The sequence below is a fragment of the Catellatospora tritici genome (genome assembly GCF_019083965.1).
In the GTDB taxonomy this organism is placed as follows: Bacteria; Actinomycetota; Actinomycetes; order Mycobacteriales; family Micromonosporaceae; genus Catellatospora; species Catellatospora tritici.
Map to the genome: position 1 here is coordinate 150,975 of NZ_JAHRCY010000005.1, position 26,456 is coordinate 177,430.

The 26,456-nt window shown below is 71.4% G+C and carries 30 protein-coding genes; 9 read left to right on the forward strand and 21 right to left on the reverse strand.

The window, feature by feature from the left end; all coding sequences use genetic code 11:
- Nucleotides 1-13 precede the first annotated feature (13 nt).
- Nucleotides 14-364 (reverse strand): hypothetical protein, encoded by a 351-nt coding sequence (locus tag KUA19_RS12885; RefSeq protein ID WP_217396193.1) that lies wholly within the window; start codon nucleotides 362-364, stop codon nucleotides 14-16.
- A 107-nt stretch (nucleotides 365-471) separates the two neighbouring features.
- Nucleotides 472-1,446: a helix-turn-helix transcriptional regulator gene (locus tag KUA19_RS12890; RefSeq protein WP_217396194.1), complete on the reverse strand. Its 975-nt coding sequence runs from the start codon at nucleotides 1,444-1,446 to the stop codon at nucleotides 472-474.
- Nucleotides 1,447-1,602: 156 nt separating this feature from the next.
- On the opposite strand from KUA19_RS12890, the gene KUA19_RS12895 reads away from it, so the two are divergent.
- Nucleotides 1,603-1,803, forward strand: a complete 201-nt coding sequence (locus KUA19_RS12895) for a hypothetical protein (protein ID WP_217396195.1) — start codon at nucleotides 1,603-1,605, stop codon at nucleotides 1,801-1,803.
- Nucleotides 1,804-1,818: 15 nt separating this feature from the next.
- Here the strand turns inward: KUA19_RS12895 and KUA19_RS12900 are convergent, their stop codons facing one another.
- From KUA19_RS12900 to KUA19_RS12920, 5 genes are all read right to left on the reverse strand, one after another.
- Nucleotides 1,819-2,406, reverse strand: coding sequence for a GTP-binding protein (locus tag KUA19_RS12900; RefSeq protein WP_217396196.1), 588 nt, complete (start codon nucleotides 2,404-2,406; stop codon nucleotides 1,819-1,821).
- Nucleotides 2,387-2,770: a DUF742 domain-containing protein gene (locus KUA19_RS12905; protein WP_217396197.1), complete on the reverse strand. Its 384-nt coding sequence runs from the start codon at nucleotides 2,768-2,770 to the stop codon at nucleotides 2,387-2,389. The genes KUA19_RS12900 and KUA19_RS12905 overlap by 20 nt, the downstream gene beginning before the upstream one ends.
- A 7-nt stretch (nucleotides 2,771-2,777) precedes the next feature.
- Entirely contained in the window at nucleotides 2,778-3,197 is a 420-nt protein-coding gene (locus KUA19_RS12910; RefSeq protein ID WP_217396198.1) for a roadblock/LC7 domain-containing protein, read from the reverse strand.
- Between the two features lie 30 nt (nucleotides 3,198-3,227).
- Entirely contained in the window at nucleotides 3,228-5,516 is a 2,289-nt protein-coding gene (locus KUA19_RS12915; protein ID WP_217396199.1) for a sensor histidine kinase, read from the reverse strand.
- A gap of 378 nt (nucleotides 5,517-5,894) precedes the next feature.
- On the reverse strand, nucleotides 5,895-6,632 hold the full coding sequence (locus KUA19_RS12920; protein WP_217396200.1) for an SDR family oxidoreductase: 738 nt from the start codon (nucleotides 6,630-6,632) through the stop codon (nucleotides 5,895-5,897).
- Between the two features lie 117 nt (nucleotides 6,633-6,749).
- Between KUA19_RS12920 and KUA19_RS12925 the strand changes: the two genes are divergently transcribed.
- Nucleotides 6,750-7,637, forward strand: coding sequence for a LysR family transcriptional regulator (locus KUA19_RS12925; RefSeq protein ID WP_217396201.1), 888 nt, complete (start codon nucleotides 6,750-6,752; stop codon nucleotides 7,635-7,637).
- Nucleotides 7,638-7,829: 192 nt separating this feature from the next.
- On the opposite strand, the gene KUA19_RS12930 is transcribed toward KUA19_RS12925, so the two are convergent.
- Both KUA19_RS12930 and KUA19_RS12935 read right to left on the reverse strand, forming a co-directional pair.
- On the reverse strand, nucleotides 7,830-8,756 hold the full coding sequence (locus tag KUA19_RS12930; RefSeq protein ID WP_217396202.1) for a GNAT family N-acetyltransferase: 927 nt from the start codon (nucleotides 8,754-8,756) through the stop codon (nucleotides 7,830-7,832).
- A 224-nt stretch (nucleotides 8,757-8,980) separates the two neighbouring features.
- Nucleotides 8,981-9,427 (reverse strand): VOC family protein, encoded by a 447-nt coding sequence (locus KUA19_RS12935; RefSeq protein WP_217396203.1) that lies wholly within the window; start codon nucleotides 9,425-9,427, stop codon nucleotides 8,981-8,983.
- 50 nt (nucleotides 9,428-9,477) lie between these two features.
- Here KUA19_RS12935 and KUA19_RS12940 point away from each other — a divergent pair, with 50 nt between their 5' ends.
- From KUA19_RS12940 to KUA19_RS12950, 3 genes are read left to right on the forward strand one after another with little or no spacing between them, the layout of a single operon-like run.
- The gene (locus KUA19_RS12940; protein ID WP_217396204.1) at nucleotides 9,478-10,164 is read left to right on the forward strand and encodes an N-acyl homoserine lactonase family protein; all 687 of its coding nucleotides are present in this window, start codon (nucleotides 9,478-9,480) and stop codon (nucleotides 10,162-10,164) included.
- Nucleotides 10,165-10,177: 13 nt separating this feature from the next.
- On the forward strand, nucleotides 10,178-11,332 hold the full coding sequence (locus KUA19_RS12945; protein WP_217396205.1) for a hypothetical protein: 1,155 nt from the start codon (nucleotides 10,178-10,180) through the stop codon (nucleotides 11,330-11,332).
- On the forward strand, nucleotides 11,329-11,835 hold the full coding sequence (locus tag KUA19_RS12950; protein WP_217396206.1) for a GyrI-like domain-containing protein: 507 nt from the start codon (nucleotides 11,329-11,331) through the stop codon (nucleotides 11,833-11,835). The genes KUA19_RS12945 and KUA19_RS12950 overlap by 4 nt, the downstream gene beginning before the upstream one ends.
- Nucleotides 11,836-11,890: 55 nt before the next feature.
- Here KUA19_RS12950 and KUA19_RS12955 read toward each other — a convergent pair whose 3' ends face one another.
- The 4 genes from KUA19_RS12955 to KUA19_RS12970 all read right to left on the reverse strand — a co-directional run bounded on the left by KUA19_RS12955 (nucleotide 11,891) and on the right by KUA19_RS12970 (nucleotide 15,200).
- A complete protein-coding gene (locus KUA19_RS12955) occupies nucleotides 11,891-12,484 on the reverse strand; it encodes a GrpB family protein (RefSeq protein ID WP_217396207.1) in 594 nt (197 codons plus the stop codon).
- A gap of 367 nt (nucleotides 12,485-12,851) precedes the next feature.
- A complete protein-coding gene (locus tag KUA19_RS12960) occupies nucleotides 12,852-13,271 on the reverse strand; it encodes a DUF6086 family protein (RefSeq protein WP_217396208.1) in 420 nt (139 codons plus the stop codon).
- A 57-nt stretch (nucleotides 13,272-13,328) separates the two neighbouring features.
- Nucleotides 13,329-14,426 carry a coiled-coil domain-containing protein gene (locus KUA19_RS12965; protein WP_217396209.1) on the reverse strand — a complete coding sequence of 366 codons (1,098 nt, stop codon included), beginning with the start codon at nucleotides 14,424-14,426 and terminating at the stop codon, nucleotides 13,329-13,331.
- Nucleotides 14,427-14,453: 27 nt separating this feature from the next.
- Entirely contained in the window at nucleotides 14,454-15,200 is a 747-nt protein-coding gene (locus KUA19_RS12970; RefSeq protein WP_217396210.1) for a hypothetical protein, read from the reverse strand.
- 210 nt (nucleotides 15,201-15,410) lie between these two features.
- Between KUA19_RS12970 and KUA19_RS12975 the strand changes: the two genes are divergently transcribed.
- Entirely contained in the window at nucleotides 15,411-15,599 is a 189-nt protein-coding gene (locus KUA19_RS12975) for a hypothetical protein (protein ID WP_217396211.1), read from the forward strand.
- A 294-nt stretch (nucleotides 15,600-15,893) separates the two neighbouring features.
- Here the strand turns inward: KUA19_RS12975 and KUA19_RS12980 are convergent, their stop codons facing one another.
- The 8 genes from KUA19_RS12980 to KUA19_RS13015 form a co-directional block, all read right to left on the reverse strand.
- Nucleotides 15,894-18,002 carry an amylo-alpha-1,6-glucosidase gene (locus KUA19_RS12980; RefSeq protein ID WP_217396212.1) on the reverse strand — a complete coding sequence of 703 codons (2,109 nt, stop codon included), beginning with the start codon at nucleotides 18,000-18,002 and terminating at the stop codon, nucleotides 15,894-15,896.
- Entirely contained in the window at nucleotides 17,999-18,373 is a 375-nt protein-coding gene (locus KUA19_RS12985; RefSeq protein WP_217396213.1) for an SCP2 sterol-binding domain-containing protein, read from the reverse strand. The genes KUA19_RS12980 and KUA19_RS12985 overlap by 4 nt, the downstream gene beginning before the upstream one ends.
- 289 nt (nucleotides 18,374-18,662) lie before the next feature.
- Nucleotides 18,663-19,442, reverse strand: coding sequence for a 5'/3'-nucleotidase SurE (gene surE / locus KUA19_RS12990; RefSeq protein WP_217396214.1), 780 nt, complete (start codon nucleotides 19,440-19,442; stop codon nucleotides 18,663-18,665).
- A complete protein-coding gene (locus tag KUA19_RS12995) occupies nucleotides 19,439-20,437 on the reverse strand; it encodes a 1-phosphofructokinase family hexose kinase (protein WP_254549196.1) in 999 nt (332 codons plus the stop codon). The genes surE and KUA19_RS12995 overlap by 4 nt, the downstream gene beginning before the upstream one ends.
- 29 nt (nucleotides 20,438-20,466) lie before the next feature.
- Nucleotides 20,467-21,276, reverse strand: coding sequence for an SDR family NAD(P)-dependent oxidoreductase (locus tag KUA19_RS13000; RefSeq protein ID WP_217396215.1), 810 nt, complete (start codon nucleotides 21,274-21,276; stop codon nucleotides 20,467-20,469).
- 21 nt (nucleotides 21,277-21,297) lie between these two features.
- Nucleotides 21,298-22,104, reverse strand: coding sequence for a trehalose-phosphatase (otsB, locus tag KUA19_RS13005; RefSeq protein ID WP_308167423.1), 807 nt, complete (start codon nucleotides 22,102-22,104; stop codon nucleotides 21,298-21,300).
- A gap of 32 nt (nucleotides 22,105-22,136) precedes the next feature.
- Complete coding sequence (locus tag KUA19_RS13010) at nucleotides 22,137-23,276, reverse strand: AAA family ATPase (protein WP_217396216.1); 1,140 nt, start codon at nucleotides 23,274-23,276, stop codon at nucleotides 22,137-22,139.
- Nucleotides 23,263-24,045: an RNA ligase family protein gene (locus KUA19_RS13015; RefSeq protein WP_217396217.1), complete on the reverse strand. Its 783-nt coding sequence runs from the start codon at nucleotides 24,043-24,045 to the stop codon at nucleotides 23,263-23,265. The genes KUA19_RS13010 and KUA19_RS13015 overlap by 14 nt, the downstream gene beginning before the upstream one ends.
- A gap of 111 nt (nucleotides 24,046-24,156) precedes the next feature.
- On the opposite strand from KUA19_RS13015, the gene KUA19_RS13020 reads away from it, so the two are divergent.
- From KUA19_RS13020 to KUA19_RS13030, 3 genes are all read left to right on the forward strand, one after another.
- Nucleotides 24,157-24,504 carry a GlsB/YeaQ/YmgE family stress response membrane protein gene (locus KUA19_RS13020; protein ID WP_217396218.1) on the forward strand — a complete coding sequence of 116 codons (348 nt, stop codon included), beginning with the start codon at nucleotides 24,157-24,159 and terminating at the stop codon, nucleotides 24,502-24,504.
- Nucleotides 24,505-24,612: 108 nt separating this feature from the next.
- Nucleotides 24,613-25,710: a sulfite oxidase gene (locus KUA19_RS13025; protein ID WP_217396219.1), complete on the forward strand. Its 1,098-nt coding sequence runs from the start codon at nucleotides 24,613-24,615 to the stop codon at nucleotides 25,708-25,710.
- Nucleotides 25,707-26,444 carry a phosphotransferase gene (locus KUA19_RS13030; RefSeq protein ID WP_217396220.1) on the forward strand — a complete coding sequence of 246 codons (738 nt, stop codon included), beginning with the start codon at nucleotides 25,707-25,709 and terminating at the stop codon, nucleotides 26,442-26,444. Before KUA19_RS13025 ends, KUA19_RS13030 begins: the two co-directional genes overlap by 4 nt.
- Nucleotides 26,445-26,456 lie beyond the last annotated feature (12 nt).

Sequence of the window (26,456 nt, forward strand, 5' to 3'; positions counted from 1 at the left end):
CATGCCGATGTGCTCACTGCCAGGCGTAGAGGCAGTTCAGCGTCATGCCGGTGTTGACGATTGTGCCGTTGGACCGGGTGTAGGTGACCCCGATCGAGAACCGCAGGTTCGCCGCGCAGGCGCCGTACACGCCGCTGAGTCCGTCGAAGGCGACCACGTGCGACCCGTTGTACTTCCACACCTCGTTGCTCAGCGGCAGCTGGTCCTCGATGTGGCAGGTGTAGTGGTAGTAGCCGCCGGACTCGCAGTCCAGCAGCCCGGCCGGGTTGAGCCGGGCACTGGCCGGTGACGCCATGGCCAGCACGGCGGTCGCGGCGAGCACGGTCGCCGCGACACCGGCGCCGAGGCGGGTCAGGTTCCGCATGGTCTCTCCCATCAGGATCGAGATCGTTGGTGACCCGAAGCCAAGCACCGCCGGTGGCCGCCGGTAAGGCGTCCGGCGCTGCACGAACCGGCGATGGCCGGTTGCTGTCACTCGGCGGCGGGCACCCAGCCGCGACGTACCGCGTGCACTCCGGCCTGGAACCGGCTCTCGGCGCCCAGGCCCTCGACCGCGACCGAGATCAGGCGCCGGACGGTACGCACCGACAGGCCCAGCCGCCGCGCGATCGCCTCGTCCTTCTGCCCCTCGCCGAGCAGCGCCACGATCCGGTGCAGCCGCTCGGTGTCGGACTCCCCGCCCGCGTCGGGTTCGAACGGCCGCGACACCCGCCACAGCTGCTGGTAGAGCACGATCAGCGGCTGGACCAGCGCGGGGCTCTTGAGCACCAGCGCACCCCGGCCCGGCCGGTCCACGTCGGCGGGCAGCACCGCCAGCTCGCCGTCGACGATGAACAGCAGCAGCGGCGGATCCGGGTGCAGCCGCACCTCGTCCAGGGCGGCGACCGTCTCGGTCAGGTAGGCGCGCATTCCGGCGTCGGTGGCGGCCTCGGTGCCGAAGACGGACCGGCTGCGCACCTGTCTGGCCCGGCTCACCTGGTCCATGGCCCGGCTCGCGGCCAGCGCCCGCGCCGACGGTGCCGGTCCGGGATTGACGGTCCACACCTGCCGCCTGGCCCCGGTGGCGATCTGATAGAGCCGCGAACGCACCGCGTCGTCGCCGGTGACGTGCTCGATCAGGTCACCGAACGTTTCGCTGCGGCCCCCGACGAACTCGGCGACCAGGTCGCCGACGCCGTCGCGCAGCCCGGCCAGCGCCGCCCGCCGGGCCTCGATGGCGGCCTCCTCGGCGGCGATGAGCAGGTCCATCGCCCGCTCCGGCGGCTCGATCCGCAACGTGCCGTCAGCGCGGGCCGCGACCAGCCCGCGTTCGGTCAGTTCGGCCAGGCTCGCCCCGGCGTCTGCGTCGAGCAGCCGGTCCAGGTCCGCGCGGGTCAGGCCGGGTTCGGTCAGCAGCATCCGGTACGCCGATTCGGCGGGCCGGGAAACGCCGAACGTCTCGAACATGCCGTCTCAACTCCGTCGACCGCACCGATGATCCATTGAACGATACCTAAGTATGGCCACAAGTGGACATGGCCACTTCCAGCACCCCCGCAGGCGTGGAGTGACCAGCCGCCGGATGCCCATACTCGACGGGCGGTTCAGGACTGGGGAGGGACGATGCCGGGACAACGGCGTACGGGCTTGCTGGCGTTACTGGCCGGGCTGGTGCTCGCCGTCGTCACAGCGCTGGCGGTGTGGGCGGTCGCGCCCTCCTACGCCGACACCGAGGAGCAGCCCTGCCCACCGGCGGCGGTGAAAGGCACCCCGCCGCCGTGCATCCAGCCGTGGATCTGGCCCGACGACCGTCCGTACCCGTGACGGCGCGGCCGTGGCTCAGGCGCCGGTCAGCACGTGTTCGACCAGCCGGATGAGGACCTGCTTGGAAGAGTCGCGGCGGCGGGCGTCGCACAGCAGCACCGGCACGTCCGGTTCCAGGTTCAGCGCCAGCCGCACGTCGGCGGTGGTGTACCGCTCGCCGTCGTCGAAGCAGTTGACCGCCACCACGAACGGGGTCATCCGGTCCTCGAAGTAGCCGATGCTGGCCCAGCTGTCCTTCAGCCGCCGCGTGTCGGCCAGCACGACCGCCCCCAACGCCCCGAGTGCCAGTTCGTCCCACACGAACGAGAACCGTTCCTGGCCCGGGGTGCCGAACAGGTACAGCACCAGGTCGTCGCTGATGGTGATCCGCCCGAAGTCCATGGCGACGGTGGTGGTGTTCTTGGCCTCGACGCCGGACAGGTCGTCGACGCCGACGCTGGCGTCGGTCAGGACCTCCTCGGTGCGCAGCGGCAGGATCTCGCTGACCGAGCCGACCATCGTGGTCTTGCCGACCCCGAAGTGCCCCGCGATCAGGATCTTCACGGCGGTGGGCAGGGTGAACACCGCGGTGTCGGCCGCGGTGTCAGAGAGCACGGAGTCCATGGATGACCGCCTCGAGGACGGGCCGGTTCGGCGTGCCGAGCTCCGGCGCGGGGGATCTGGTGGCGATGAGCCGCTGTTCCAGCAGGTCGCCCAGCAGCACTTTGACGGTGCCTGACGGCAGGTCCAGGCGAGCGGCCAGTTCGGCCACCGACACCGGCAGCCGACAGCAGCGCAGGATCTGCTCGACCTCCGGCGAGGTGCCGTCGGGCGCCGCGGGGGACCGCAGCGCCATCACGATGGAGATCAGGTCGAACGCGCCCCGCACCGGGCGGGTGCGGCCGGAGGTCACGGCGTACGGCCGGACGGTCGGTCCGGCGTCCTCCTGGGCCCACCCGCCGCCGGCGGAGGCGATGCTGTCGTCCATACGCGGCTCAGTGGGCGGGCACCGCGGGGGCGCGCAGCGGTGTGGTGATGTACTGCCCGACCCGGACGACCAGCATCTCCATCTCGTACGCGGCGACGCCGACGTCGATGCCGGTGCCGGTGACGACCGCCAGGCAGGCGCCGTTGCCCGCCGCGGTGACGAACAGGTACCCCGTCCCGAACTCGATCATCGTGCGGCGTACGACGCTGTCGCCGAAGTGGCGCCCCGCGCCCCGGGCGAGGCTGCTCAGCCCGGACGCGGCGGCGGCCAGGTGCTCGGCGTCGCCGCGCACCAACCCGCGCGAGGCGGCGACCAGCAGCCCGTCGGTGGACAGGATCACGGCGTAGCGGGCCTCCACGACCCGGTGGACGAGGTCGTCGACCAGCCAGGTCAGGTCGGCGTTGGCGGTGGCTGTCTTGTCGGACATGCTCGGCTTCCTGTCGGGGAGGGGAATGGATCAACCGGCGGCGGGACCGGACCGGTCGGCTCGCTCGCGGCCCTGGTGGACCGCGTTGACGTAGGCGGCCAGGAATCGGCCCACCTCTTCGGGGGTGCGCCCGTTCGGGCACGCGGCATCGGCCTGCTCCAGCTCCTGCAGGTCCCGTGGTCGCGGAACCGGAACCGGAACCGGAACCGGCGGCGTGGCCGGGGCCTTGGGCCGCTTCTCCCGCCAGGGCAGTCCGGCGGGAGTCTGTAGGGTGTCGGCCGCAGGCAGGGCGGGCACGCCCGTGGGCGGGGTGTCGGCGCTGATGCCCTGCGGCGGGGTGGGGCTGTCCCATCCGGTCGACGGCCCCCGGGCCGGGGCCACCGCGGTCGCGGCGGCGACGGTGGCCAGCAGCCGCTCGTACGGGCGCTGCGCGCCGGTCGTCTCGTCGTCGAGGAACGCCTCGGGCACGAGCACCGAGGCCACCACCCCGGCGTCGGCCGAGCGCCGCAGCCGCACCTCGATGCGGTGCCGGGCGGCCAACCGGCCGACCACGTAGAACCCGAGCCGGGCCGCTCCGGTCAGCTGAAACTCGGGCGGGTCGGCCAGTTGCCGGTTGGCCTCGGCCAGGTCGGGGTCGGTCATGCCCAGGCCCCGGTCCTCGATCTCGATGAGGTATCCGACGGGCACGGCGCGTCCGGTGACCACCACGACGGTCTGCGGCGGTGAGAACGACAACGCGTTCTCCATCAGCTCGGCCAGCAGGTGGATCAGGTCACCGACGGCCCGTCCGGCCACCGCCGCGGTGTCGGCCGAGCGCAGCCGCACCCGGGGATAGTCCTCGACCTCGGCCAGCGCGGCGCGGATGACGTCGATCAGCGGCACCGGCCCGCGCCAGGTGCGGCTGGCGGGCACCCCGGCCAGGACGACCAGGTTCTCGGCGTTGCGGCGCATCCGGGTGGCGAGGTGGTCGATCCGGAACAGGTCGGCCAGTTCCTCGTCGGTGACGGCCTGCCGTTCCATGTGGTCGATGAGCTTGAGCTGCCGGTGCACCAGCGCCTGGATGCGATGGGCCAGACTGAGGAACACGTCGCGTACGCCCCGGCGCAGTGCCGCCTGGTCGACGGTGGCCTGGATCGCCGTCTGCTGCACCTCGTTGAACGCGTGCCCGACCTGCCCGATGTCGTCGGCGCCGTACGCCAGCGGTGGCGCGGCCCCGGCGACGTCCACGTCCTCGCCCAGCCGCAGCCGCTCCACCACCCGCGGCAGCCGCTGCTGCGCCAGATCGAGCGCGGCCACGCGCAGCTCGGCGAGCTGGTTCTGCAGGTTGCGCAGGGTCCGGATGGTGAACCGGATCGACGCCACGACCGCGACCAGGCCCAGCCCGGCGGCCAGCACCAGCCGGATGACGATCCAGATCGCGGCGCCCCGGAACCGCACCACGGTCAGGTCCGCCAGGGTCAGCACCAGCGTGCGCAGCGCCTCGATCGCACCGGTCGCCGTGGCACGCCACCCGGCCGCGTCGACGCCCGGGGCCACCCCCGGCCTGACCGCCATCAGCTGCTCCTCCAGGGCGCGCAGCGCGGTCAGCTCGGGCCCGGCCAGCAGCTTCTGATACTCGCCCCGGTCCGGTTGCGGCAGCCGGTCGGCGACCTGCCGGGACAGGTACCGCTGGGCGCCGACGAGCTGGGTGAGCGTGGCCCGGTCGGCGTCGGTCAGGCGTTCGGCGCCCAGGACGCCGGAGACCACGGCGTCCTCCCGGGAGATCATCTCCTGGCTGTGGGTGAGCAGCACCAGCGTCGAGGTGTGGTAGATGACCTCGGAGTCGTCCCAGGCGGTGTAGGTGTCGTACACGTCGAAGCCGAGCTGGGCCAGGCCGGTGAAGTAGTCGTTGGCGCCGACCCGGTCCACCTGTCCGCCGTCCAGGGCGGTGCGGTGCGACCCCAGCGTGTCCAGACCCGCGAGCAGGTCGGCCAGCCGGGCGTCGCTGGCGGCGCTGGTCGACCATTGTGCGGCGGTGCCCTCCAGCGCCCCGCGCAGCTTCGCCGCGGCCTGGTCGGTGGTGGCGCGGGCGGCGTCCATCGCGGTACGCGACGCCGCCGCGCCCGCCGCGGCGTAGGCGACCGACTCGCGCCGCTCCTCCTGCACCGCCGCGATCAGCGCCTCGGTCGGCTTGGCGACCTGCTGCTCCAACGTGGCCAGCCACACCAGGCTGACGCCTTCGCCGACGGTGACGTACGCGGCGAACGCCCACAGCGCCACCAGCGACGCCAGCACGGCGACGATCTTGTTCCGGAGACCGGGGTTGCGCGGTCTGTTCATGGCACCCGCTCATACTCGGCTGACGACACGCACACGCCTGACCCCCAGGGCAGACGCCTTCACTACTTGCCCCGCGCCTGCGTGTGCCTGCGAAGAGCAACCGGTCCGACACCTGACGTGAATGAACGTCGCACGAGTAATAGCAACGGGCCCCTCACCGACATCGCACCGCCAGTGCGACGCCGCCAAAGCTCAGCCTCGGGTACGGCCGGACGCGACGAAGGCGTACGCCCGACTCCACCGTTCGGTCGTACGCCCTGTCACCGGCCGGTCGTCAGGACACGCAGAACTCGCTGCCCTCCGGGTCGGCCATCGCGATCCACGAGTCGGACCTTGCGGTCGGGTTCAAGAGGGAGGAAGGCCGTACCACTCGCGGGGTTACCAGGGGATGGCTCCGCCGTCCTCGAAGAACGAACCGGTCGGGCCGCCGTCCGGCAGCGTGGCGAGCCGGATCGCCGTGACTGCGCCCTGCTCGGGGGTGCGGGGTCCGTGGAAGCCGGTGAAGTCGGTCGCGACCAGGCCCGGGCAGGCGGCGTTGATCAAGACGCCCGTGCCGGCGAGTTGGCGGGCGTACTGCACGGTGACGGCGTTGAGGAACGTCTTCGACGGCGCGTAGGCCGCCATGACGGGGCCGATGTCGATGTCCGGGTCCGCCTGCCGGGTCAGGGAGCCCACGGCGCTGGAGACGTTGACAATGCGGGGCGACCTGGAGCGCCGCAGCAGCGGCAGCATCGCGTTGGTCACCTGGATGACGCCCAGCACGTTGGTCTCCACCACCGTCCGGACCACGTCAAGATCGAGGCTGGTCGGATCCTGGACCCACCCCGGCCCCATCTCCCCCGAGACGCCGGCGTTGTTGACCAGGACGTCGAGACGCCCGGCCGCCAGCTCGACCAGTTCGGCGGCCTCGATGACGCTGCGTCGGCTCGTCACGTCCAGCGGCACGCCGAACGCGTCGACCCCGGCGGCGCGCAGCTTCTCGACAGCAGCCCCAAGCCGGGCTTCGTCACGGGCTCCCACGCCCACGCGGTACCCCAAGGCGCCGAGACCGGCCGCGATTGCGTACCCAATGCCTTTGTTCGCACCGGTCACCAGCGCGATCTTCGCTTTACTCATGCCGCTGATGCTCGCCCTCAGCCGAGCAGAGCGTCCAACACCGAAACGGTATTCTGTAATACCCGCCAGGTATCAGCCCCGGGAGGGACAGGTATCAACCCCGGGAGGGCAATAGCCATGGACGCCTTGGAGACCCGCGAGCTCAGGTACTTCATCGCCGTCGCCGAGGAGCTGCACTTCGGCCGCGCCGCCGAACGCTTGGGTATGGCCCAGCCGCCGCTCTCCAGAGCCATCCAGCAGCTCGAGAGACGCCTCGGGGTCTGTCTGCTGGAACGCGACCGCCGCGGCGTGCGCCTGACCGGCGCCGGCCAGGTGCTGCTGCACGAGGGCCGCGCGGCCCTGGACGCGACCACCGCCGCAGCTCGACGCACCCGCCGCTCCGGCAGTACAGACCGTCCGAACGGCCTCCGAGAACGCCTGGTCATCGGGGTGAAGGCCGCCGCATCCCACGATCTGTTGCAGCGTCTGCTCGACGCCTACGCCGCCGAGCCCAACGCCGCCGAGATCGAGGTGCTGGCCGGCGGTTTCAACGGGCAGGAGCAGATGCTGCGTGACGGCCGCGCCGATGTCGCGCTCCTCATCGTCCCGTTCAACTCCCTGGCCGGGTTCGACAGCGAGGAACTGCTGACCGAAGGGCGGATCGCCGTCCTGCCCGCAAGGCACCCACTCGCGGCCCGCAAGGTTCTGTCCATGGCCGACATCAGCGACGTCCCCGATCTCCCGATCGCCCGCTGGCCACGACATGGCATCTACGCACCCGGTCCGGGCCCGGAGGTCCACGACCACACGCAGCTGGCCCAGCTGATCGCCCTCGGGCGCACCATGGCCGTCGTCCCCGACTCCGCCCGCACCTGGCTATGGCATGAGCACGCCGCCGTACCCCTGACCGACGCACCCCCCGTCCACACCCACATCGCCTGGCCCCCGCACAGCCGCTCGCTCGCCCTCGCGAGCCTGATTCGCACTGCCACGCAGCTGATTCCGGACACCGCGCTGATGCACTGAGCGGCGGTTGCTTGGTGGTCCTGGTGAAGGAACCGGTTCTGTCCGAAGGTCACGTTCGTCGAGCAGGTCGATGGGTTGAGCGTGCGCTACGAGCGGCATACTCCGCCGTATCTGGTGCAGATCGCCGGCGTCGTCGGGGCCACGCAGATGTGGACCCGGTTCTTGACGGTCTTCGCTGGGTCTCCGCCGCGGTCAGAGCGCGCGGCGAAACATCCGGCGATTGGCGAAGTTGGTGTAGCCGCACCGCTCGAAGGCCTTGGTCATGGCAATGTTGGCCGCGTCGCAGTCACCGCGGATCTCGGTTGCTCCGGCACCCGCCAGGATCTGCGTGCCGCGGGCGACCACCGCCGCGGCGTAGCCCTTGCCCCGGTGGGCTTTGGAGACTCCGACCATGCTGATGATGGCCGACGCGGCGGTGCGGGCGGGCAAACTCAGCGCCGCCGGCGAACCATCAGGGGCGTAGCCGACCTCGTACCACTGCGGCTGATGCTCATACTGCAGGCAGTCCTTGAAATGGCGGGCGGCGGCATCGCGCTGGCCGTGCCGGGCGACCTCAGCCCGCAGTAGCGCGTCGGCGGTGTCCTCGAGCACGTCCTCGAGCAGGTCGACGAAAGGACCTTCGCCCACCTCCGCCAGATTGCGCCAGCTGAGGTCCGGAGTCGGGAAGGGCGCCGAGTCCCCGGCCTGCCACAGATAGCGCCTACCGTCGCGTTCTACGCCAAACCCAGCCGCGGCGAGCAACTCCTGGCGCAGCTGCGGGTCGCGCTGGAACTGCGGGGCCTGCCCTGGAGTGTCCAGGACGTGGCCCCGCGTCGCAGCGCCAAGCGCACGGGCCAGCGCGCCAGCCGCATCCAGCAGTGCCTTGCCGACGTGTGTATCGCCGGGCTCGAACAAGACGAAGTCCACTGGCGTCGCGCCGCCGGGGGGTGCCCACAGCACCACGCTGCCGGCCAGGCGGCCGTCGTCGGCCTCGGCGACCAAGCACCAGTCCGCACAGGTGCATCCGGCCTCGAGCAGGCGCATCAGGTACGCGGCAGTGGCGGCGTTGCGCTCGTCGTCACCGTCGACCACGCACAGGGCGGGGATCTCGGCCGGGCGCGCGGGCCGGATGAGGGTCATAGCTACGGCATGCTACTGGCCTGGATGCCGAGGGCAACCTTGACGAAGAAAGAACCGCTCAGGACCTCCGTCCGTTGTGGCCAAGCTGAATTCGAGCTGACGAGGCACCGCGCGCTCGCCGATGGAACCGATCGATTTCATCGACGCGACACGCCGAACCGGACGCGACAAGGGCGTACGCTCGACTCCACCGTTCGGTCGTACGCCCTGTCACCGGCCGGTGGTCAGGACACGCAGAACTCGTTGCCCTCCGGGTCGGTCATCGCGATCCATGAGTGCGGACCCTGCTGCCCCTCCCACAGCCGCTTGGCGCCCAACTGCTCCAGCCGCGCCGCGGTGACCTCCTTGTCGACGCCTTCGAAAGTCACGTCCAGGTGCATCCGGTTCTTGGCCGTCTTGCCCTCGGGCACCACCTGGAAGATCATCCGGGACCGGATGGGGGACCCCCGACCATTGACGGCCGCCTGCGGATCACGGATGGCCTCGGCCGTGCTCCACACCAGCTCACCGTCCAGGGTCATCACGTCGTCGGGCTTGGCGTGCCCGGCCTCCAGCATCTGCTTGATGAATTCGCCATGCCGCTCGACCTCCCACTCCAGCGCCTGCGCCCAGAACCGGGCCAGGGCGTGCGGGTCGGCGCTGTCGACTGAGATCTGAAAGTTCGCTGCCATGCCCGCGACGCTACCGTCCAGGCCCGACATACCACCGGTTATCGTGGCGGATGCGCATCCGCCGCCTCGACCTCGGCTACTTCGTCCGCCCCGCCGCCGAGACCGGCGGTCCCCAGCCCCGCGCCGAGGCCGTCCTGGGCTACCTCGTCGAACACGACGGCCGTGTCCTGCTGTTCGACACCGGCATCGGCCGCCACCCCTGGACCGACGACCACTACCAGCCACGACCCCGCCCGATCGAACAGGCGCTCGCCGACGCCGGACTCACCACCGCCGACATCGACGTCGTGGCCAACTGCCACCTGCACTTCGACCACAGCGGCGGCAACCCGCACTTCCCCCGCGTGCCGATCATGGCCCAGGCCGCCGAACTCGACCTCGCCGCCGGACCCGGACACACCCTGCCCGACCTGGTCGACTTCACCGGCGCCGACTACCGCCGCCTGGACGGCGACACCGAGATCTGGTCGGACGTATGGCTCATCGCCACCCCCGGCCACACCGCCGGACACCAGTCCCTGGTCCTACGCCGACCCGACGGCACCGTCGTGCTCGCCGGGCAGGCCCATGACTTCGCCTCCGACTACAGCACCAGCGTCCTGAACCGCACCGCCGGGCTGGAGCACCCCGCGTGGCTCGACCGCATCCTCGCCTTCGACCCGCGCCGCGTCCTGTTCGCCCACGACGCCGCCGTCTGGGAACCCGCAAACGACTTGCCGCCCCGCGACCATTGGTGATCCACTCTGCCGCGTGCACGACGACATCGACCGGCGCCTCGGCTGGACCCGAGACCTGATCAGCGACGACCCGGCCATTCGCGAGCGGGCGCTGCTGCGCTACAACGTGGCCGAGACGCGCTACCACGAGGTTCTCGGCCACTTCCACGCCGCCCCCGACCACAGGACGGTCCGCGCCCGTCTCGACGAGGCCGAGTCGCAGCTCATGCCGTACGCGGCCAACGGGTTGACCGAGTTCGCTTCGCGCACATCCAGCGCCCTGCTCGAATATCTGGTCATCTACCTGCGTTGGGAGGCGCTCTACCCGAACGAGTGGACCTGGCACGCCAAGCGCTGGGGGTACAAGAAAGCCTGGCTGCGCAGACTCGCCTGGCACATCCACGAGCTGCCGGCGCACCTGCTGCCGCAACTGGCCGAGCTGGTCGTGCTGGCCGCCGCACGTCCGCAGCGGGTACGCGACCAGTACTACGCCAGACTGGCGCGCCGCCTGCCCCGCGAACCGCTGTACAGCCGACTGGTCCAGTTGCACGAGTCCGGCGATCCCACCACCCGGGAACGCGCCGGATACCTGATCTGGCTGTTGGACGATCCGCTCCAGGCCGCGCCGAAACTGTCGCAGTGGCGCCGCTACCTGCGCGAACACCACGGCCGCACCGAGCATCCCCACCAGGCGGCCCAGCCCGACTCCAACGGCTGGCGTGCCTACCTGGCCGGCACCGTGGTCGTCTGCCCGCGTCCGGACTGCGCCGCCCCGGCACTCACGAGCAGGCAACCGTCCGCCGATCCGTATGACCGGCGCCGCCTCGTCTGCACCGGCAGCTGCCCGCCGTTCGAGGAGCCCGCCCCCGGCTATGTGTACACACGCGGCGAAGACCCAGAGGTCGACGCTGACTTCGGGCTTCCGCTGTGGTTGCAGCGACGCTGCCGCGACGGGCGGACGGTGTGGGCGTTCCATGCCCGACACCTCGACACCATCGAACGGTGCGTGCGGGCACGCAGCGGCAGCGGTCCAGTCGACGACGCCTGGCCGGGACCGTACGGCCGCGTGCCGGGCTGGATGTCCACCGACCGCTACCGCGAAGAAGTCCTCGCAGTGATCGCCGACCTGCGCGCCACGCTGCCCGCAGCCCTGCGTGGGCCGGGCCCAGCCGCCACAATCGAGCCATGACCTCGACGCCGCCGGTGCACCCGGCCATCACCGACCGGGCCGCCCAGCCGTACGCGGGAATCAAGCGGACCGTCACCATGAACACCATCCCGGAGATCGCCGACCGCATCCCTCAGCTCATCGGCTGGCTGGCCGCCCGGGGCATCGCCCCGGCCGGGGCGCCGTTCCTCAAGTACAACGTCATCGACATGGACCGTGAGCTGCAGATGGAGGCGGGCGTCCCGGTCGCGGAGCAGATCACCGGGGACGGGGACGTGTTCGGCGCGGTCCTGCCCGCCGGGCGGTACGTCACCGTGACCCATCGGGGACACCCCAGTGAACTGGAGGGCGTCACGGGTGCCGTGCTCGCCTGGGCCGAGCAGCAGGGCCTGCGCTGGGACACCACCGCGACCCCCGACGGCGAGCGCTGGACCGCCCGCCTGGAGCTCTACCACACCAACCCGATGGAGCAGCCCGACATGAGCCAGTGGCAGACCGAACTCGCCTTCCGCCTGGCCGACTGATACCGCATCGACGGCCCTGCCCCCGCGGCCCGGCTGAACCCACGGCGACCGACGGTCAGCGGGCCGTGAGCCCTGCCCGGCGCAGAATGTCCACGACCACGTCGGTCTTCTGGTCGGCGTACTGCGCCATGAACTCCAGCGGCAGTGCGGCGATGCGCCGCTTCTCGGCCGCGTAGCGGTCCCGGTCCTCCGGATGCGACCGCAGCCAGTCCCGGAAGATCAGATGCCGCAGGTGCTCGTCGCAGTCCGGGCCGAACACGTGCAGGTTCACCTCCGGGGCGAAGCCCTTCAGCAGCCGGTGCTCGTACCAGTCCGGTTCGCGCACCCGCAGCACGTATCCGGCGGCCACCAACGCGGGCACGTACGCGTCCTCGTCGGTCGGGTCGGCCACGATCAGGTCCACGTCGATCAGGAACTTGGCCGCGAGCCCCGGCACCGAGGTCGACCCGACGTGCTCCACCGCCAGCGCCAGCGGACCCAGCGCGGCCCGGATCCGCTCCTGCTCACGCTCGTACAGCAGAGGCCACGACGGGTCATAGTCGTGGATCACGACCGGGCCGGTGAGTCTGTTCGGCGCCCCGATCATCACCTTCGCCAGCTCCTGTTCGGTGATCGGAGCACTCGGCCGCGGCAGCGGAGGAACACGCATCCGCCCACTGTAGGCGGTACGCGCGCCCCGGGTCCGGCTGCCCGCTGATGACTCGTACCGCTACCGTGAACGCCTTTCGTGTCGCGGGGGAGGATGGCGGGGATGAGCTGGACCGCGTCCTGCGCGACGCGGGTGCGGGTCAGCGGGTGGCCAAGCTCGTCGAACACCGAACTGCGCACCGCCGCCACCGACCTGGCCTGGCTCGCCCGCGAAGCCGGGCAGCGCCTCCCGGCCGCTGCCGACTGGGACGCCGTGCGTGGCCCGTCCCCCAGGACCGGTTCGTGCTCGCCTACCTCGGCTCGCCGGTTCGCTGCTGTTCTTCGTGCTGCTCCGGCTCATCACGACGTTCCGGCGCAGGTGAGCGCGGTCAGCGCGGCATCGCCCGCGCGACGTCGTCGGCCAGGTCCCGGAGCCGCCGCACGTCCCCCAGCGGCATCGTTCCCGTCGGTCCTACCTGTATGTCCCGCGGGAACAGTTCGTGCGACTGCGTCAGCGCGGGCAGGCCGCCCTCGGCCCGCTCCACCATGACGATGGCGGTGGCCAGGAATCCCTCCACCAGCGAGCGGAGCACCAGGTGGCTGCTGCCGAGATACCGGCGCGCCAGCGTGTCCACGAAGGCCTCGAACACCGGCAGGTCGATCTCGTACTCGTCCTGGCCCAGGTCATGCATGCCGGTCGGCTTGTCCACCAGCGCGGACATCACCTCGGCCGTACGAGCGAACAACTCGGCCACGTTGTTCGACGGATTCCACAGAACCCGCGCACCGATCTGGAAGTACCGACTCACCGACCCATGATCGCGGCAAACTGGGCCAGGTACCAACTGAGATCGGTGTTGCGTTGCTCAGGCCGTGGCGGGCTCGGCGGCCGGAGTGGCCTGGGCGGGCATGGTCAGCTTGGCGGTGAGCTGGGTGAGCGTACTTGCCAGCTGTCCGACCTGGCCGGTCAGCTCGTCGACGCGGGCCCGCAGCGCGGCCGCCTCGGCCTGCGTGCCGTCGCGCTGCGCGGTGAGCACGGTGATGTCGGTCAGCCGCTGCTGCACCTGCTGCTCGGCGAGCGCGGTCGCCGACTGCTGCGCCGCGAGCGCGGCCCGCAGGTGGGCCAGCTCGGTCCGCAGCTCCTCCACCTGGCGCCCGGACTCCTGCCGCACCGTGGCGGTCTGCGCCTCGGCGGCGGCTGTCTGCTGCTGCGCCCGGGTCAGTTCGACCTTCAGCCCCTCGGCCTCGCGGCCGGCCTCCTCGGCGGCGGCGCGGGCCAGGTCGAACGCGGCCTGGACCTGGTCGGCGGCGGCGCGGGTGGCGTCACGGTCGCGGTAGGCCTCCTGCCGCAGCGCCTCGGCGGCGGCGAGGTCGCGGCGGGCCTGGTCGCGGTCGGTCTTGGCGACCTGCGCGGCATCATTGGCGGCCGTGGCCGCGGTGGCGGCCCGCTCGGCGAGTTCGCGCTGCTCCTCAGCTTTCGCGCGGGCGGCGGCGACTTCCGCCTCGGCGGCGGTACGGGCTTCGCGGACCTGCTGCTCAGCCTGCCGGCGGGTCTTCTCGGCGGCGTCGACGGCCTCGTGGACCTGTTTGGCGGCGCGGTCGGCGTCGCCGCGGGCCTCGTCCCGTTCGGTGTGCGCGACGGCGACCTGGTTGGCGGCCTCGGCGCGCACCTCGGCGAGCTGACGCTCCACCCCGGCGGGGGAGAGCTCGATCTCCAGGGCTTCCACCAGCGTCTCGGCGACCTGTTCGAGCCGTTCGACCACTTCGTACGCCTTGGCGACCTGCCCGGCCAGGCCGGGGGAGTTGCGGTGGCGCAGCCGTGAGTTGCGGGCGGCGGCCTGGCAGGCACCGTCGTTGTCGCGGCAGTAGCGGAAGGGACGCCCGGCGGCGGCGCGCTGCGGCACGGACTTGCCGCAGTGGGCGCAGGGCCGGGTGAGCTCGGGTTCGGCGTTCGCAGTGGACATCGCAGCGCAGCGTAGCCTGCCGCGCCGTCACCTGCCGAGCAGGCGCGGCACCGGCGCGTCCAGTGCCTCGAACCCGACGTTGCGCCAGGCCTCGAGCACCTGCCACGCCAGCACCGCCCCGACGAGGGTGACCACTGCGCATACCAGGAACAGTGGCCAGGCCACACCACCGGGGCGTCGCCGCAGCAACACGACCGTTGTCAGCACGGCCAGGCACAGGCCCAGCGCCGCGATCGCGTACTGCACCTGGTATTCCCGCCCGACCGTGAGCCACATGGGGTACGTCCACAGCAGGTGGGCGCTCTCCGCCGCGAGCGCACCGAACGCCACCCCGGCCGCGAGCGCGCCGGTGCGCCGCGATCCGCCGGCCACGAGGTGACCCAACCAGCCCATGACCGGACCCACGACGGCGGCGACGGCCAGCCATACGACGGTGGCCCGGCCGATCGACATGATCCCGTACAGGTCTGCCGAGCTGCCATCCTCCAGCATCCCGCCCGCCCATCGGCGGGACACCAGCAGCACGAGCAGGTAGTAGCTGACCGTGGCCAGGGCGAGCGCGCCGGTGGCCGTGGCGACCGCTCGTAGGGCATCGTGCGACAGGTAGCCGCACACCAGCGCGGCCGCACCCCATACGAACGTGGTGCTGAACAGCATCTCGGCGAAGCGGTCACCGGGCTGCGGGATCTCGTCGACTCCGAACGCGACAAGGCCGAGCGCGAGCCCGGTCGCACCGGCCAACCACCACCATGGGCGCCCCGTAAGCAGCTGCACCCAGAGAGTGTGTCGGGCCGGATGCTTCCTGCCAAGGCTCAAGATGATCCCAGATTCCTAGGATGCGATACAGGGAGTGGCGTTTCGGGGCCCTCGCAGATCAACCCATGTTCGGACGCCCTTCGGGCGACGACATGCCAAAAGACGTCCTGCCGAAAGGTCCCGAATGCGCTCGCCACCACCGGGCTGGCCGCCCTGAGCTCCTTCGGCATGAGCCGGAGGCGATACGTGGCCCGGGGAGTGCCCGGCGGCTACCGCATCTGGGACAACAGGGCGCGCCGTTGGTGGGGCGAACTCTACGAATTGTGTCCCGATCGACTGCTCGACGAACTCAACCGCGCCGCCGACCACAGCCGGATCACGGCCCTGCTCAGGTTCTACCGCGCGCAGAAACGCTGACGCGCGATCCCGCCGCTGGGCACAACCCCGTTCGACAATCCTAGGATGCCGTAGGGGTTGTGACGGTCCAGGGGAGCGGCCCAAACATCTAAACCAGATGAGGACGCCCTTCGGGCGACGACATATCAGGGGGGCCGGACGGCCCGCCGAACTCCGCCGCACACCGCCGGAAGTGCCGATCAGGCGGCGTTGAACAGGCTCTGCGGCTGGAACGCGGGCCGGTGGCCGACAAGACGACCACGGTTGACGATCAACGTGGCGCGGAGCCGCCGCGGGTGCGGAGCCGAGTTCGGCTCACTGCTCGCGGCGGGCGACGACGTCTTCCAGGCCCGACAGTTGTGGGCGCAGTTTGCGGCGGTCGGTGGCGCGGACCTGGACGCGGCCGCGGCCGTACGCGTCGCGGCGGCCCCAGCGGCCGGGCACGTCGAGCAGTGCCAGGTGGCCGATGCCGATGGGCAGGGCGGGGTCGACGACGAGGTGGTTGCCGACGGCCTGCAGGCCGAGCATCGTGCCGAGCAGCAGCAGCGGCGTGCCGGTGGACCAGGCCTGCGGGCTGCACGCGGTCGGGTACGGCACGGGGTATTTGGTGACGTCGCGGGGGTAGCCGCAGAACGCTTCGGGCAGGCGTCCGTCGAAGTATTCGGCGGCGTCGAGCATTCCGGCGGCCAGGCGGGCGGCTTCGTTCCGGTAGCCGTACCGGCGCAGGCCCCAGGCGATGAACGAGTTGTCGAAGGGCCAGACGGTGCCGACGTGGTAGCCGACGGGGTTGTAGCGTTCCTCGCCCTCGGCCAGGGTGCGGATGCCCCAGCCGGAGTACAGGCGGGGCCCCATGAGGTGGCCGACGACGGCCTTTGCGCGGCCGCGGTCGACGATGCCGCTCCACAGCAGGTGGCCGATGTTGGACGACAGGGTGTCGACCTTGGTGCCGTCGGCGTCGAGGGCGAGGGCGTAGTACTGGCCGTCTTCGATCCAGAAGTCGCGGTTGAAGCGTTGTTTGAGGTCGGCGGCCTCCTGTTCGAGCCGGTCGGCCAGGGCCGGGTCCTTCCAGACGGTGCGGGCCAGGCGAGCGGTGCGGATCTTGGCGTCGTAGGCGTAGCCCTGTAGTTCGCAGGTGGCGCGGGGGAAGCCGGGTAGGCGGCCGTCGTGGTAGGAGATGGAGTCCCAGGAGTCTTTCCAGCACTGGTTCTCCAGGCCGGTTTCGGGGTTGCGGCGTTCGTACCAGATGTAGCCGGTGCCGGTGAGGTCGGCGTATTCGTCGATCCAGTTGAGGGCGGCGCGGGCTTCGTATTCGAGCTGTCGGACCAGTGCGGTGTCGCCGGTCCAGCGTTCGTACTCGTCGAGCAGGATGAGGAACAGCGGGGTGGAGTCGGCCGAGCCGTAGTAGGGCGAGTGGGGGCGTTCCTCGAAGGCGGTGAGTTCGCCGTACCGCATCTCGTGCAGGATCTTGCCGGGGTCCTCGTCGCGGAAGTCGTCGAGGCGGCTGCCTTGGCGGGCGCCGAGTTCGAGCAGGGTGGTGGCGGCCAGGGACGGTACGAACGGCAGGGCCTGCAGGCTGGTGAGGATGCTGTCGCGGCCGAACATGGTCATGAACCAGGGCAGGCCGGCGGCGGGTAGGCAGCGTACGCCGGAGGTCATGGGGGCGAAGCGCAGTGCGGCGAGGTCGATGAGGCTGCGCCGGTAGGTGTGTTTGAGCGGTTCCCAGTCGCATTCGAGTTTGGGGGCGTCCTCCATCCAGGCGGCGAGGTCGTCTTCCATGCCGCGGCGGGAGTGGGCCTGTTGGCTGCTGGAGACGACGCGCTGGTGTTCGGCCCAGCCCCACATGCTGTGGGAGACCTGGATCTCGGTGGTCCACATGCCGTGTGGGTCGAGGTGGACGGTGTAGGTGAGGCCCTGGTCGTCGAGGTCGGCGCCGTCGGTGACGATGACGGTCTCGCGGCGGAAGGTTTCGCGTTCGTAGCCGAGCAGTAGCTGGTTGTCGGTGATACGGGTGTAGTACTTGCCTTTCTTCTTGAGGTGGTCCTTGACTTCGAACAGGTCGGCGAAGTCGGATCCGGCGTCGATGCGTACGGTGAGGTCGGCGGCTTGTCCGGCGTGGTTGAGGATGGTGAGGGTTTCGCGTAGGCCGTCGACGACGGCGCGTTGGCGGATGACGGACAGGGTGGCGTCGACGTAGACGGTGCCGGTGGCGGGGACGAGGAAGAACCGGCTTTCGAAGTAGTGCAGGTCGTCGGTTGACAGCGGGGTGAGGCGTCGGCCGTTGACGGTGAGGATCCACCGGGACAGGAAGCGGGTGTCCCAGGAGAACAGGCCGGTGGGTTCGTCTGGGTGGGCTTCGATGTCGCCGCGGGTGTCGCTGACGACGAAGGTGTTGCCGTCGAGGGTGCGTACGCTGCCGATGCTCATCGGGTTTCCCTCCGGCTGCCGGTGTTGGCGGGTGGCTGTTTGTCGGGGCGGCCGGGGAACAGCCGTTGCAGCATGACGACGAGGTGGAGTTCGCCTTCGACTTCGACCTGGCCGCGCAGGGTGGCGGCCATGGTGTTGACGCGTCCGGTGACGATGCCGTCGAACAGGGTCCGTTCGACGCGCACGACGCAGTCGGCGGTGTCGCTGCCGCGGGTGACCTGGACGTGGCCGTTGTCGATGCGGGTGTGCCAGTGTTCGGTGCGGCCGGTGCTGGTGAGGTCGAAGCGGATGGTGCCGGTGGTGGTCTCCAGCAGCGGGTGGCGGCCATGGGCGACCAGTTCGGTGAAGAACTGTTCGGTGGGGTCGGTCATGTGCGGTTCCCCCCTGCGGCGCGGGGCTGGTTGTTTCTCATCCTCCCAATGTCGGGGTGGCGGGGGGCGGAATCCGGCTTTTGTGGCGGGCGGGTGGGTGGGCGCGCGACGATGGTGCTGTGCTGTGGGTGCCGCTGACCGCCGTGGTTGTGTTGGCGGTCGTGCCGGGCGCGGGGGTGCCGACTCCGGCGCCGAGTCCGTTGCCTTCGCCGGTGCGCCCGGCGGCGCGGCCGTGGCCGCCGCCGCGTCCCGGGGACGTGGCGGACGAGGGGTCTCTGGCGGCTCGGGTTCAGCTGGCGGTGGCGAGCAGGTGTGCCAGTCCGGGTAGTTGGACGGGTGCTTCGCCCAGTGGCTGGATGGGTGTGACGGTGGCGTAGCCGTCGGCGAGCAGGGCCATGTCGGTGCCAGGTTCGAGGCGTGCGCCGGTGTCTTCGAGGGCGGTGCGGACGTAGCCGCTGCCGCGTTCGGCGATGCGCATCTGGACTTGGCCGAAGCGGCCGAAGCGGGCGCGGCAGAGGCCGTTGATGTCGCTGGTGGGGCGGTCGGGGACGTTGAGGTTGAGGATGGTGCTGTCGGGTAGGTCGTCGAGGATGGGGACGAGGGCGAGGGCGAGTCGGGCGGCGGTGTCCCAGTGGCGGGTGGTGTCGTCGCCGTCGGTGATGTCGAGGGATATGGCCAGGCCGCGGCAGCCGTTGGCGGCGGCGGTGAGGGCGGCGCCGACGGTGCCGGAGTGTAGGACGGCGTGTCCGGCGTTGGCGCCGCGGTTGATGCCGGACAGGACGATCTGTGGGGGGTCGCCGAAGGCGCCGTTGCCGGCGAGTAGGGCAGCGAGTGCGGGTGTGCCGGTGACGGCGTAGGCGGGGATGCCGGGTAGGCCGGGCAGGACGCGTTCTTCGATGATGACGCGGCCGTCTTGGGCGACAGCGCTCATGGCGGCGCTGGCGCCGCTGGAGTCGCGGGCGGGGGCGGCGATGATGACGTCGAGTCCGTGGTCGGCGGCGGTGGCGGCGAGTTGGTGTAGGCCGGGGGCGTCGATGCCGTCGTCGTTGGTGATCAGTGTCCGCTTCATGCTTTTTTGACCTTTCCGGCGAGTTCCTGTGGGGTGGTGCGGCCGCTGTCGGGGTGGTGTCCGGTGGCGGGTTCGTCGGGCAGGTCTCTGAGCTGGACGGTGTCGAGGAAGCGGTTGATGGCGTCGGCGCGGCCGGTGCCCAGGCCGTGGCGGGTGACGTTGAGGGCGCCTGCGGCGGCGCCGGTGCGTACGGCGGTGCGCATGTCGCCGCCCTGGGCCAGGACGGCGGCCAGGCCCGCGGTCATGGAGTCGCCGGCGCCGCGGTGGTCGGCGGGTTCGAGTCGGGGGAGCCTGACTTCGAGCAGGTGGTGGTCGAGCAGGGTGAGGGCGGGTAGGTCGGCGCGGCTGAGCACGATCGCGGCGGCGCCTTCGGCCTGCAGTTGCCGCATGGCGGCCAGTAGGGCGGGGGTGCTGTCGTCGGCGGCACGGCCGTCGTGCAGGAGTTCCTCGTGGGAGACCTTGAGCACGTCCAGGCCGCCGGCCAGGGCGGCGTCGAGGTAGTCGCCGGACAGGTCGGCGATGACGAGGGCACCGTTGCGGCGCAGGTCGATGGCCAGGCGCCGGTAGGTGTCGGGGGGTAGCACGCGGGGGTCGGCGACGCCGGCCAGGACGCATACGCGGGCGCGTAGGCCTTCGGCGAGCGCGAGTCCGTAGAGCTCGTCCTGTTCGTGGCGGGTGAGGGTGTGGCCGGGGGCTTGGGCGAGTTCGTTGCGTTGTCCGTCGCGTCGGTCGTGGACGTAGGCACCGTTGCCGCCGGTGGTGTCGGTGGCGGCGAGTTCGAGGCCTTCGGCGGTGATGAGGGTGCGTACGACGTGTCCGGTCTCGTCGCCGAAGGCGGAGACGAGCCGGACGGGCACGCCGAGGGAGCGGATCATGCGGGCGACCCAGACGCCTTGGCCGCCTGCGTGGAGGTGGATCTCGTCGTCGTCGCCGGTTTTCTCGATGGTGACGGTGAGCTGCGGCGATGGGGCGAACACCATGACACTGTCGGGCATACGGGTGTCGTACCCCGTTGCCGGGTGGATCAACCCCGGGTGTGTGGGCTGCCGGTGGGCATGAGCGGTGGGGGCAGTTTGAGGTCGGGGGCGGGGCTGCCGTCGGGCATCAGCGATGGCGGCAGTGGCGGGTATTCGTAGCGCAGGGGTGGTTGGCCGGGGATGAGGGCCCAGGCGCCGCCGGTGGTGCCGGTGTCGATGACGTGGTCCATGGCGGTGGCGACGTCGTCGGGGGTGATGAGGGGGTAGCCCTGTTCGGCGAGGGTGGGTCGTAGGACGTTGAGCATGGGGGTGTCGACGAAGCCGGGGCACAGGGCGTTGATGGCGATGTCGCGGGGTTTGAGGGGGTTGGCCAGGGCGCGGACGAAGCCGAGGACGGCGGCTTTGGTGAGGGTGTAGAGGGGGTTGGCCTGGCTGGGGTCGATGGCGGCCAGGGTGGAGGTGACGATGATGTGGCCGCCGCGGACGGACAGGGCGGGTAGGGCGGCGTCGACGCCGAAGACGACGCCGTCGATGTTGACGGCGATGGCGCGGCGGTAGCGTTCGAGGTTGAGTGGTTCGGTGGCGCGTTGGCCGGTGGGGACGCCCGCGTGCAGGCACAGCAGGTCGAGGCGGCCGTGTCGGGCCAGGATGGTGTCGATGAGGGCGAGGTTGGCGTCGCGGTCGCTGACGTCGAGGCTGTGCGCGGTGCCGCCGACGGTGGCGGCGACCGCGGTGGCGGCGTCGAGGTCGATGTCGGCCAGGACGGGGTGGTAGCCGCGGGCGGCGAGGTGTCGTGCGTATGCGGCGCCGATGGCGCCGCCGCCTGCGGTGACGAGCGCGACGGGGGTGTCGGTCATCGACGCATCATATGGTGTCGATCATCGGGTGCGTACGGTGGAGATCGCGCGGGCGGCGAGCCGCAGCAGGGGTACGAGGTCTGCGGGGGTGTCCAGGACGAGGTCGACCCAGTCGGCGACCTGGTCGCCGGTTTCGGGGTTGTGGATGCCGACGCAGAATGCGGCGAAGTCGGGGTCGATGTGGGCGCGGCGGTCGAGGGCGTGTAGGGCGGGTAGGTCGCCGAGGTCGTCGCCGAAGTACCAGGCGCAGGTCAGGCCGGTGGTGGTGGTGGCGATGACGTCGCCTTTGTCGCGGCGGACGGGGGGTTTGAGTTCGACGACCATGCGTCCGGGTAGGGCGGTGAGGCCGTATTCGACGGCTTTGGCCTGTCCCCACTGTTCGATGTGGTCGCGTAGGTGGGGTGCGGTGCGGTAGTGCAGGGCGACGGACAGGCGTTTGTGTTCGACGAGGATCTGGGGGTCGAGGTCGGCCATGGCCTGGCGGGCGACGGTGTCGATCGCGGGGATCCAGGGGATGACTTCGGGGTCGGTCCAGATGGTGCCGTGTTCGTCGGCTGATTCCATGCCGTAGAGGCCGTAGAGGCGTACGGGTAGGCCGCCGAAGTGGCGTTGCAGGAAGCCGACGGGGCGGCCGGAGACGATGGCGGTGGTGTGGATGAGGGGGGCGAGGTCGGCGATGGCTTCGACGGCGCCGGGGACCGGGGTGACGGCGGACGGGTCGGTCTGGATGGTCGACAGGGTGCCGTCGAAGTCGAAGAAGAAACCGCAGGTTTGGGCCCTTTCGGCAGCAATGTGTAGTGCGCCGGTAACCCTCTGCGACTCGATCACTCGCCCACTGTAGGCCACCGCCGCCCTGAGGATCACGTGAAGTGATCCATCATTCCTGTATCGATCCGGTGTACGGCATGGGCCTCGGTCACGTCCGGGGCCTGCCACCTGCCCAGCATCCGTTCCCACGCCGCCTGCGGCACCGCCGCGTCCCGGCCGCTGTTGCGGGCACGCACCACGGGCGGCGGCGCCTCCAGGGCCACGATCTCCACCCGCGCCCGGTATGACGCCGCCAGCCCGACGCACAGGTCCCGCTGCTGCCGCGACACGTTGGTCGCGTTCCACACGAACGGCTGCCCGGCGCGCAGCAGTTCCCGGGCCCGCGCGTACGCCGCGGCGACCACCGGACCCTGGTCGGCGGTCGGCGCCACCCCCAGCCGCCCACGCAGCTCGTCCAGGCTGACCACCGGCGCCCCCGGCCGGTTGGCGGCGAGCCACGTGTCCTTGCCGACCCCCGGCAGGCCCGACATCACCGTCACCACCGACCGGGTGTCGTCGAAGGCGGCGTAACCCGGGTCGCGGCCCGGGGTGCGGAAGTACATGAACCGCGCGTGGTCGGAGGCGAACGGCCACGCCGCGTCGAGCACCCCCAGTTCCGCGCAGTACTCCCGGAACAGCCCCACCTGCTCCAGCAGCGCGTCGGCGTCGGCGCACACCCGGCCCCGCGCGTCGGCCTCGGCCAGCAGCGCCAGGTCGTCGTTGGCGGCCAGCAACGACACCCGCAGCACGATCCGCTCCAGGTCCGGACGGTCCATCGCCCGCAGCGGCACCTGATGGTGGGCCACCAGCGCCGCCACCTGCTCGCGCCAGCCCGGCGGCGCCCCCAGCTCCCACAGGATCCGTCGGGCCAGCAGGTCACCGCGACGCGCGTGCCCACGCGCGTGCACGTGCCCGTCCTCGACCCGGGTGCAGTCCGGTTTGGCGACGTCGTGCAGCAGCACCGCCGCGAACAGCCGCACCTGCCGCTCACGCGGACACGCCCGCCAGCCCGGCAGCCCGACCAGGGCCAGGACGGCCAGCCGGGTGTGCTCGGCGACGTCGCCTTCGGCGTGGTGCCGCGGGTCCTGGCCGACCCCGGCCATCGCGCGGACCCACGCGAACCGCTCGCAGATCGCGTCCCAGTCCAGGTCCCAGTCGGGCCCGGACGGGCACAGCCGGTCAAAGACCCGCATACAGCACCTCCGGGTCGGCGAGCCGGTTGGCGACGATCGGCCGGTCGGCCCAGTGTGAACCGGAGTCGGTCACCGCGGTGGCGAAACTGGGCCGCACCCACTTGTACCGGCCCGCGACCTGCCCGCCCTGCTCGACCTTCAGGTACAGGCCCTCCATCAGGTCGGAGGTGTCGGACTCGGCCGCGGCGGTCGCCGGGTCGACCCCGGCGTCGGCGGCGGCACGGGCCAGGGCGTCGCGCCAGCCGGGGGTACGGCACGTCGAGGCCCCCACCAGCGCCGCGATCTGCTTGGCCGAGTCGAACACCTGCTCGGCCAGCACCGGCGCCGACATGATCGGCACCCCGGCGAGCAGGTCCCGGCGCGCGCCGGTGTCCAGGAACCGGGCGGTGGCGGTGTCCAGGACGTCGAACTCGCAGAAGTAGTGCGGCAGCGCGTCGTAGAAGACGGTGTGCTTGGCGTACAGCCATTCGCCGTAGCAGACGTACCGGTCGCGCAGGCGCGGCCACAGCAGCGGGCCGACGGTCGCCGCCCATGACTTGAACAACGTGAACTGCTGTTCACGTGGGCCGCCGGACAGGTAGTGGCCCCGCGACTGCAGCCGCAGCCGCCCGTCGGCGTCGAACGAGATGCCCGCGTTGGCGCCGTCGAGTTTCTCGCACACGACCACCCTCACCCCACGCAGCGCCGACAGCGGCACCTGCGCCAGGTCCTCGTCACCGGGCTGCAGACGGGAACCGGCCAGGTGCGGCGTACGCGGGAACTTGAACACGGCGACATGTCTACCGCCCGGACCTGCCCGGCCGCGACCGGGTTTCGTCCGGGCGCCGAAACCGGTGCCGCCGACAGGATTAACACCTCGCCGCGTGGGTAGATGCGGCCCATGACGGCTACCGGTATCCTCTCCGCGCTCCTGATAGGAATCCTCATCGGCACCTTCGGTCGCCTGGTCCTGCCCGGCCGGCAGAACATCGGCGCCGTCGCCACCGTCGCGGTCGGCATCATCGCCGCGCTGCTGGGCGGCTGGGCGTCACGACGCCTGGGCTGGGACGACAACGTCCAGGCCCGCTGGGACTGGGACTGGATCGGCCTGCACCTGCATTGGAGTTGGGCCACCCTCGGGGTGCAGCTCGCGTTCGCGGTGCTGGGCATCATCGCCGCGATGGCGCTGACCCGCACCTTCGTCGCCGACGACGACAAGCCCGTACGCCGTCGCCGCCGCAGCGCCTGACCCCCACCCGTTCGCGCCCCCGGTCGACCTGTCCGGACCGGGGGCGCGCCCGTGCCACCCGGATGCGAAGCTGAAAGGGCACCGCACCGCACGCGACAGGGGAGACCGATGAACCTCGACCAGATCAGCCGCCCCGGCCGGGTCGCCGACCACGACGAGGCCATCTCCGCCGAGGAACTGGCCCTGGCGGCCCGCAACCACGGCATCCCGCTGGAGGCGCTGCGCTACGACCTCACCCCACCGGGCCTGCACTACCTGCTCATCCACTACGACATCCCGCTGACCGACGCCGACACGTGGCAGCTGACCGTCGGCGGGCACGTCACCCGTCCGCTGACCCTCACCCTCGCCGACCTGAAGACCCGGCCCGCGAGCACGGTCCGGGTCACCATGGAGTGCGCCGGCAACGGCCGCGCCCGGCTGCGCCCGCGGCCGGTCAGCCAGCCGTGGCTGGTCGAAGCCGTCGGCACCGCCGAATGGACCGGGGTGCCGTTGCGGGACCTGCTCACCGACGCCGGGGTCGACCCGGCCGCGGTCGATGTCGTGTTCACCGGCGCCGACCACGGCATCGAACGCGGGGTCGAACAGGACTACCAGCGCGGCCTGTCCCTGGCCGACGCGATGGCGCCGGAGGTGCTGGTCGCGTACGCGATGAACGGCCAGCCGCTGCCGCCGCAGCACGGCCACCCGATGCGGCTGGTCGCCCCCGGCTGGTACGGCATGGCGCACGTCAAATGGCTGCGCGACATCACCGTCACCGACACCGCGTTCACCGGATACCAGAACGCCGTCGCCTACCGGCTGCGCCGGCAGCCCGGTGACGACGGCGACCCGGTCACCCGGATCCGGCCCCGGGCCCTGCTCGTGCCGCCCGGTTTCCCCGACTTCATGTCCCGCGTCCGGGTCGTCGACGCCGGCGTCCACACGCTGGAAGGACGGGCCTGGTCCGGGCAGGCCCCGCTGGAGTCGGTCGAGGTCAGCGCCGACGGTGGCCGCACCTGGGCCCCGGCCGAACTCGAACCCGACACCGGGCACCGGTGGGCGTGGCGCCGCTTCACCCACCGGTGGACCGCCGAACCCGGCCGCCACCAGCTCACCGCCCGCGCCCACGACACCACCGGCGCCGCGCAGCCCGTCGACCAGGAGTGGAACCGCGGCGGGTTCGCCAACAACGCCGTCCAGTTCGTCGACGTCCTGTGCCGGTGACCGGACCCCGGCCGACCGAGCACCGGCTGGGCGGCGGCAACATCGCCGACGTCGTCCGGATCGGGCAGCGGGTCCACCGCACCGCCCCCGAACGTGGCGCCTACGTCCACGAACTGCTCACCCACCTGCACCAAGCCGGATACGGCGGGTCGCCGCGCTGGCACGGCCACGACGAACACGGCCGGGAGATCCTCGACTACATCGACGGGGACGTGCCATGGCGCAGCGAGCAGCATGCCGCGCTGCGCACCCCGGACAGCCTCACCGCCCTGGCCCGGCTGGTCCGGCGTCTGCACGACCTGACCGCCGGCACCGCACTGGCCGCCGGCGGTGAGGTCGTGTGCCACCACGACCTGTCGCCGAAGAACACCGTCTACCGCGACGGCGCCCCGGTCGCGTTCCTGGACTGGGACCTGGCCGGACCAGGCCGGCGGGTCCAGGACCTCGCGCACGTGTGCTGGCAGTGGCTCGACCTCGGACCCGACGTCACCGACGTCGACACCACCGCCCGGCTGCTCGCCGTGCTCGTCGACGCCTACGGCCTGCCCGACCGGCGGTCCCTGCTGCCGACCGTGCTGTGGTGGCAGGACCGCTGCCGACGCGGCATCCTCGACGCCGCGCAGCGGGGCGTGCCCGCGATGGTGCGGCTGCGCGAGTCCGGGGTGCCGCAGCGCATCGGTGCCGCCCATGACTGGACCGCCGCCCACGCCGACGCGCTCACCGCGTACCTGTGACCGGGTCGGCGC

What these genes read in the sequence shown, in the direction of transcription:
- KUA19_RS13010 (WP_217396216.1), bottom strand. Translation starts at nt 23,276, where the DNA reads ATGCGGGTCTTTGACCGGCTGTGCCCGTCCGGGCCCGACTGGGACCTG.
- KUA19_RS13025 (WP_217396219.1), top strand. Translation starts at nt 24,613, where the DNA reads ATGAACCTCGACCAGATCAGCCGCCCCGGCCGGGTCGCCGACCACGAC.
- KUA19_RS12895 (WP_217396195.1), top strand. Translation starts at nt 1,603, where the DNA reads ATGCCGGGACAACGGCGTACGGGCTTGCTGGCGTTACTGGCCGGGCTG.
- KUA19_RS12930 (WP_217396202.1), bottom strand. Translation starts at nt 8,756, where the DNA reads ATGACCCTCATCCGGCCCGCGCGCCCGGCCGAGATCCCCGCCCTGTGC.
- KUA19_RS12975 (WP_217396211.1), top strand. Translation starts at nt 15,411, where the DNA reads ATGAGCCGGAGGCGATACGTGGCCCGGGGAGTGCCCGGCGGCTACCGC.
- KUA19_RS12885 (WP_217396193.1), bottom strand. Translation starts at nt 364, where the DNA reads ATGCGGAACCTGACCCGCCTCGGCGCCGGTGTCGCGGCGACCGTGCTC.
- KUA19_RS12965 (WP_217396209.1), bottom strand. Translation starts at nt 14,426, where the DNA reads ATGTCCACTGCGAACGCCGAACCCGAGCTCACCCGGCCCTGCGCCCAC.
- KUA19_RS13000 (WP_217396215.1), bottom strand. Translation starts at nt 21,276, where the DNA reads ATGACCGACACCCCCGTCGCGCTCGTCACCGCAGGCGGCGGCGCCATC.
- KUA19_RS12915 (WP_217396199.1), bottom strand. Translation starts at nt 5,516, where the DNA reads ATGAACAGACCGCGCAACCCCGGTCTCCGGAACAAGATCGTCGCCGTG.
- KUA19_RS12925 (WP_217396201.1), top strand. Translation starts at nt 6,750, where the DNA reads ATGGACGCCTTGGAGACCCGCGAGCTCAGGTACTTCATCGCCGTCGCC.
- KUA19_RS12995 (WP_254549196.1), bottom strand. Translation starts at nt 20,437, where the DNA reads ATGCCCGACAGTGTCATGGTGTTCGCCCCATCGCCGCAGCTCACCGTC.
- KUA19_RS13020 (WP_217396218.1), top strand. Translation starts at nt 24,157, where the DNA reads ATGACGGCTACCGGTATCCTCTCCGCGCTCCTGATAGGAATCCTCATC.
- KUA19_RS12890 (WP_217396194.1), bottom strand. Translation starts at nt 1,446, where the DNA reads ATGTTCGAGACGTTCGGCGTTTCCCGGCCCGCCGAATCGGCGTACCGG.
- KUA19_RS12935 (WP_217396203.1), bottom strand. Translation starts at nt 9,427, where the DNA reads ATGGCAGCGAACTTTCAGATCTCAGTCGACAGCGCCGACCCGCACGCC.
- KUA19_RS12910 (WP_217396198.1), bottom strand. Translation starts at nt 3,197, where the DNA reads ATGTCCGACAAGACAGCCACCGCCAACGCCGACCTGACCTGGCTGGTC.
- KUA19_RS12950 (WP_217396206.1), top strand. Translation starts at nt 11,329, where the DNA reads ATGACCTCGACGCCGCCGGTGCACCCGGCCATCACCGACCGGGCCGCC.
- KUA19_RS12955 (WP_217396207.1), bottom strand. Translation starts at nt 12,484, where the DNA reads ATGCGTGTTCCTCCGCTGCCGCGGCCGAGTGCTCCGATCACCGAACAG.
- KUA19_RS12940 (WP_217396204.1), top strand. Translation starts at nt 9,478, where the DNA reads ATGCGCATCCGCCGCCTCGACCTCGGCTACTTCGTCCGCCCCGCCGCC.
- KUA19_RS12905 (WP_217396197.1), bottom strand. Translation starts at nt 2,770, where the DNA reads ATGGACGACAGCATCGCCTCCGCCGGCGGCGGGTGGGCCCAGGAGGAC.
- KUA19_RS12900 (WP_217396196.1), bottom strand. Translation starts at nt 2,406, where the DNA reads ATGGACTCCGTGCTCTCTGACACCGCGGCCGACACCGCGGTGTTCACC.
- surE (WP_217396214.1), bottom strand. Translation starts at nt 19,442, where the DNA reads ATGAAGCGGACACTGATCACCAACGACGACGGCATCGACGCCCCCGGC.
- KUA19_RS12920 (WP_217396200.1), bottom strand. Translation starts at nt 6,632, where the DNA reads ATGAGTAAAGCGAAGATCGCGCTGGTGACCGGTGCGAACAAAGGCATT.
- KUA19_RS12980 (WP_217396212.1), bottom strand. Translation starts at nt 18,002, where the DNA reads ATGAGCATCGGCAGCGTACGCACCCTCGACGGCAACACCTTCGTCGTC.
- KUA19_RS12985 (WP_217396213.1), bottom strand. Translation starts at nt 18,373, where the DNA reads ATGACCGACCCCACCGAACAGTTCTTCACCGAACTGGTCGCCCATGGC.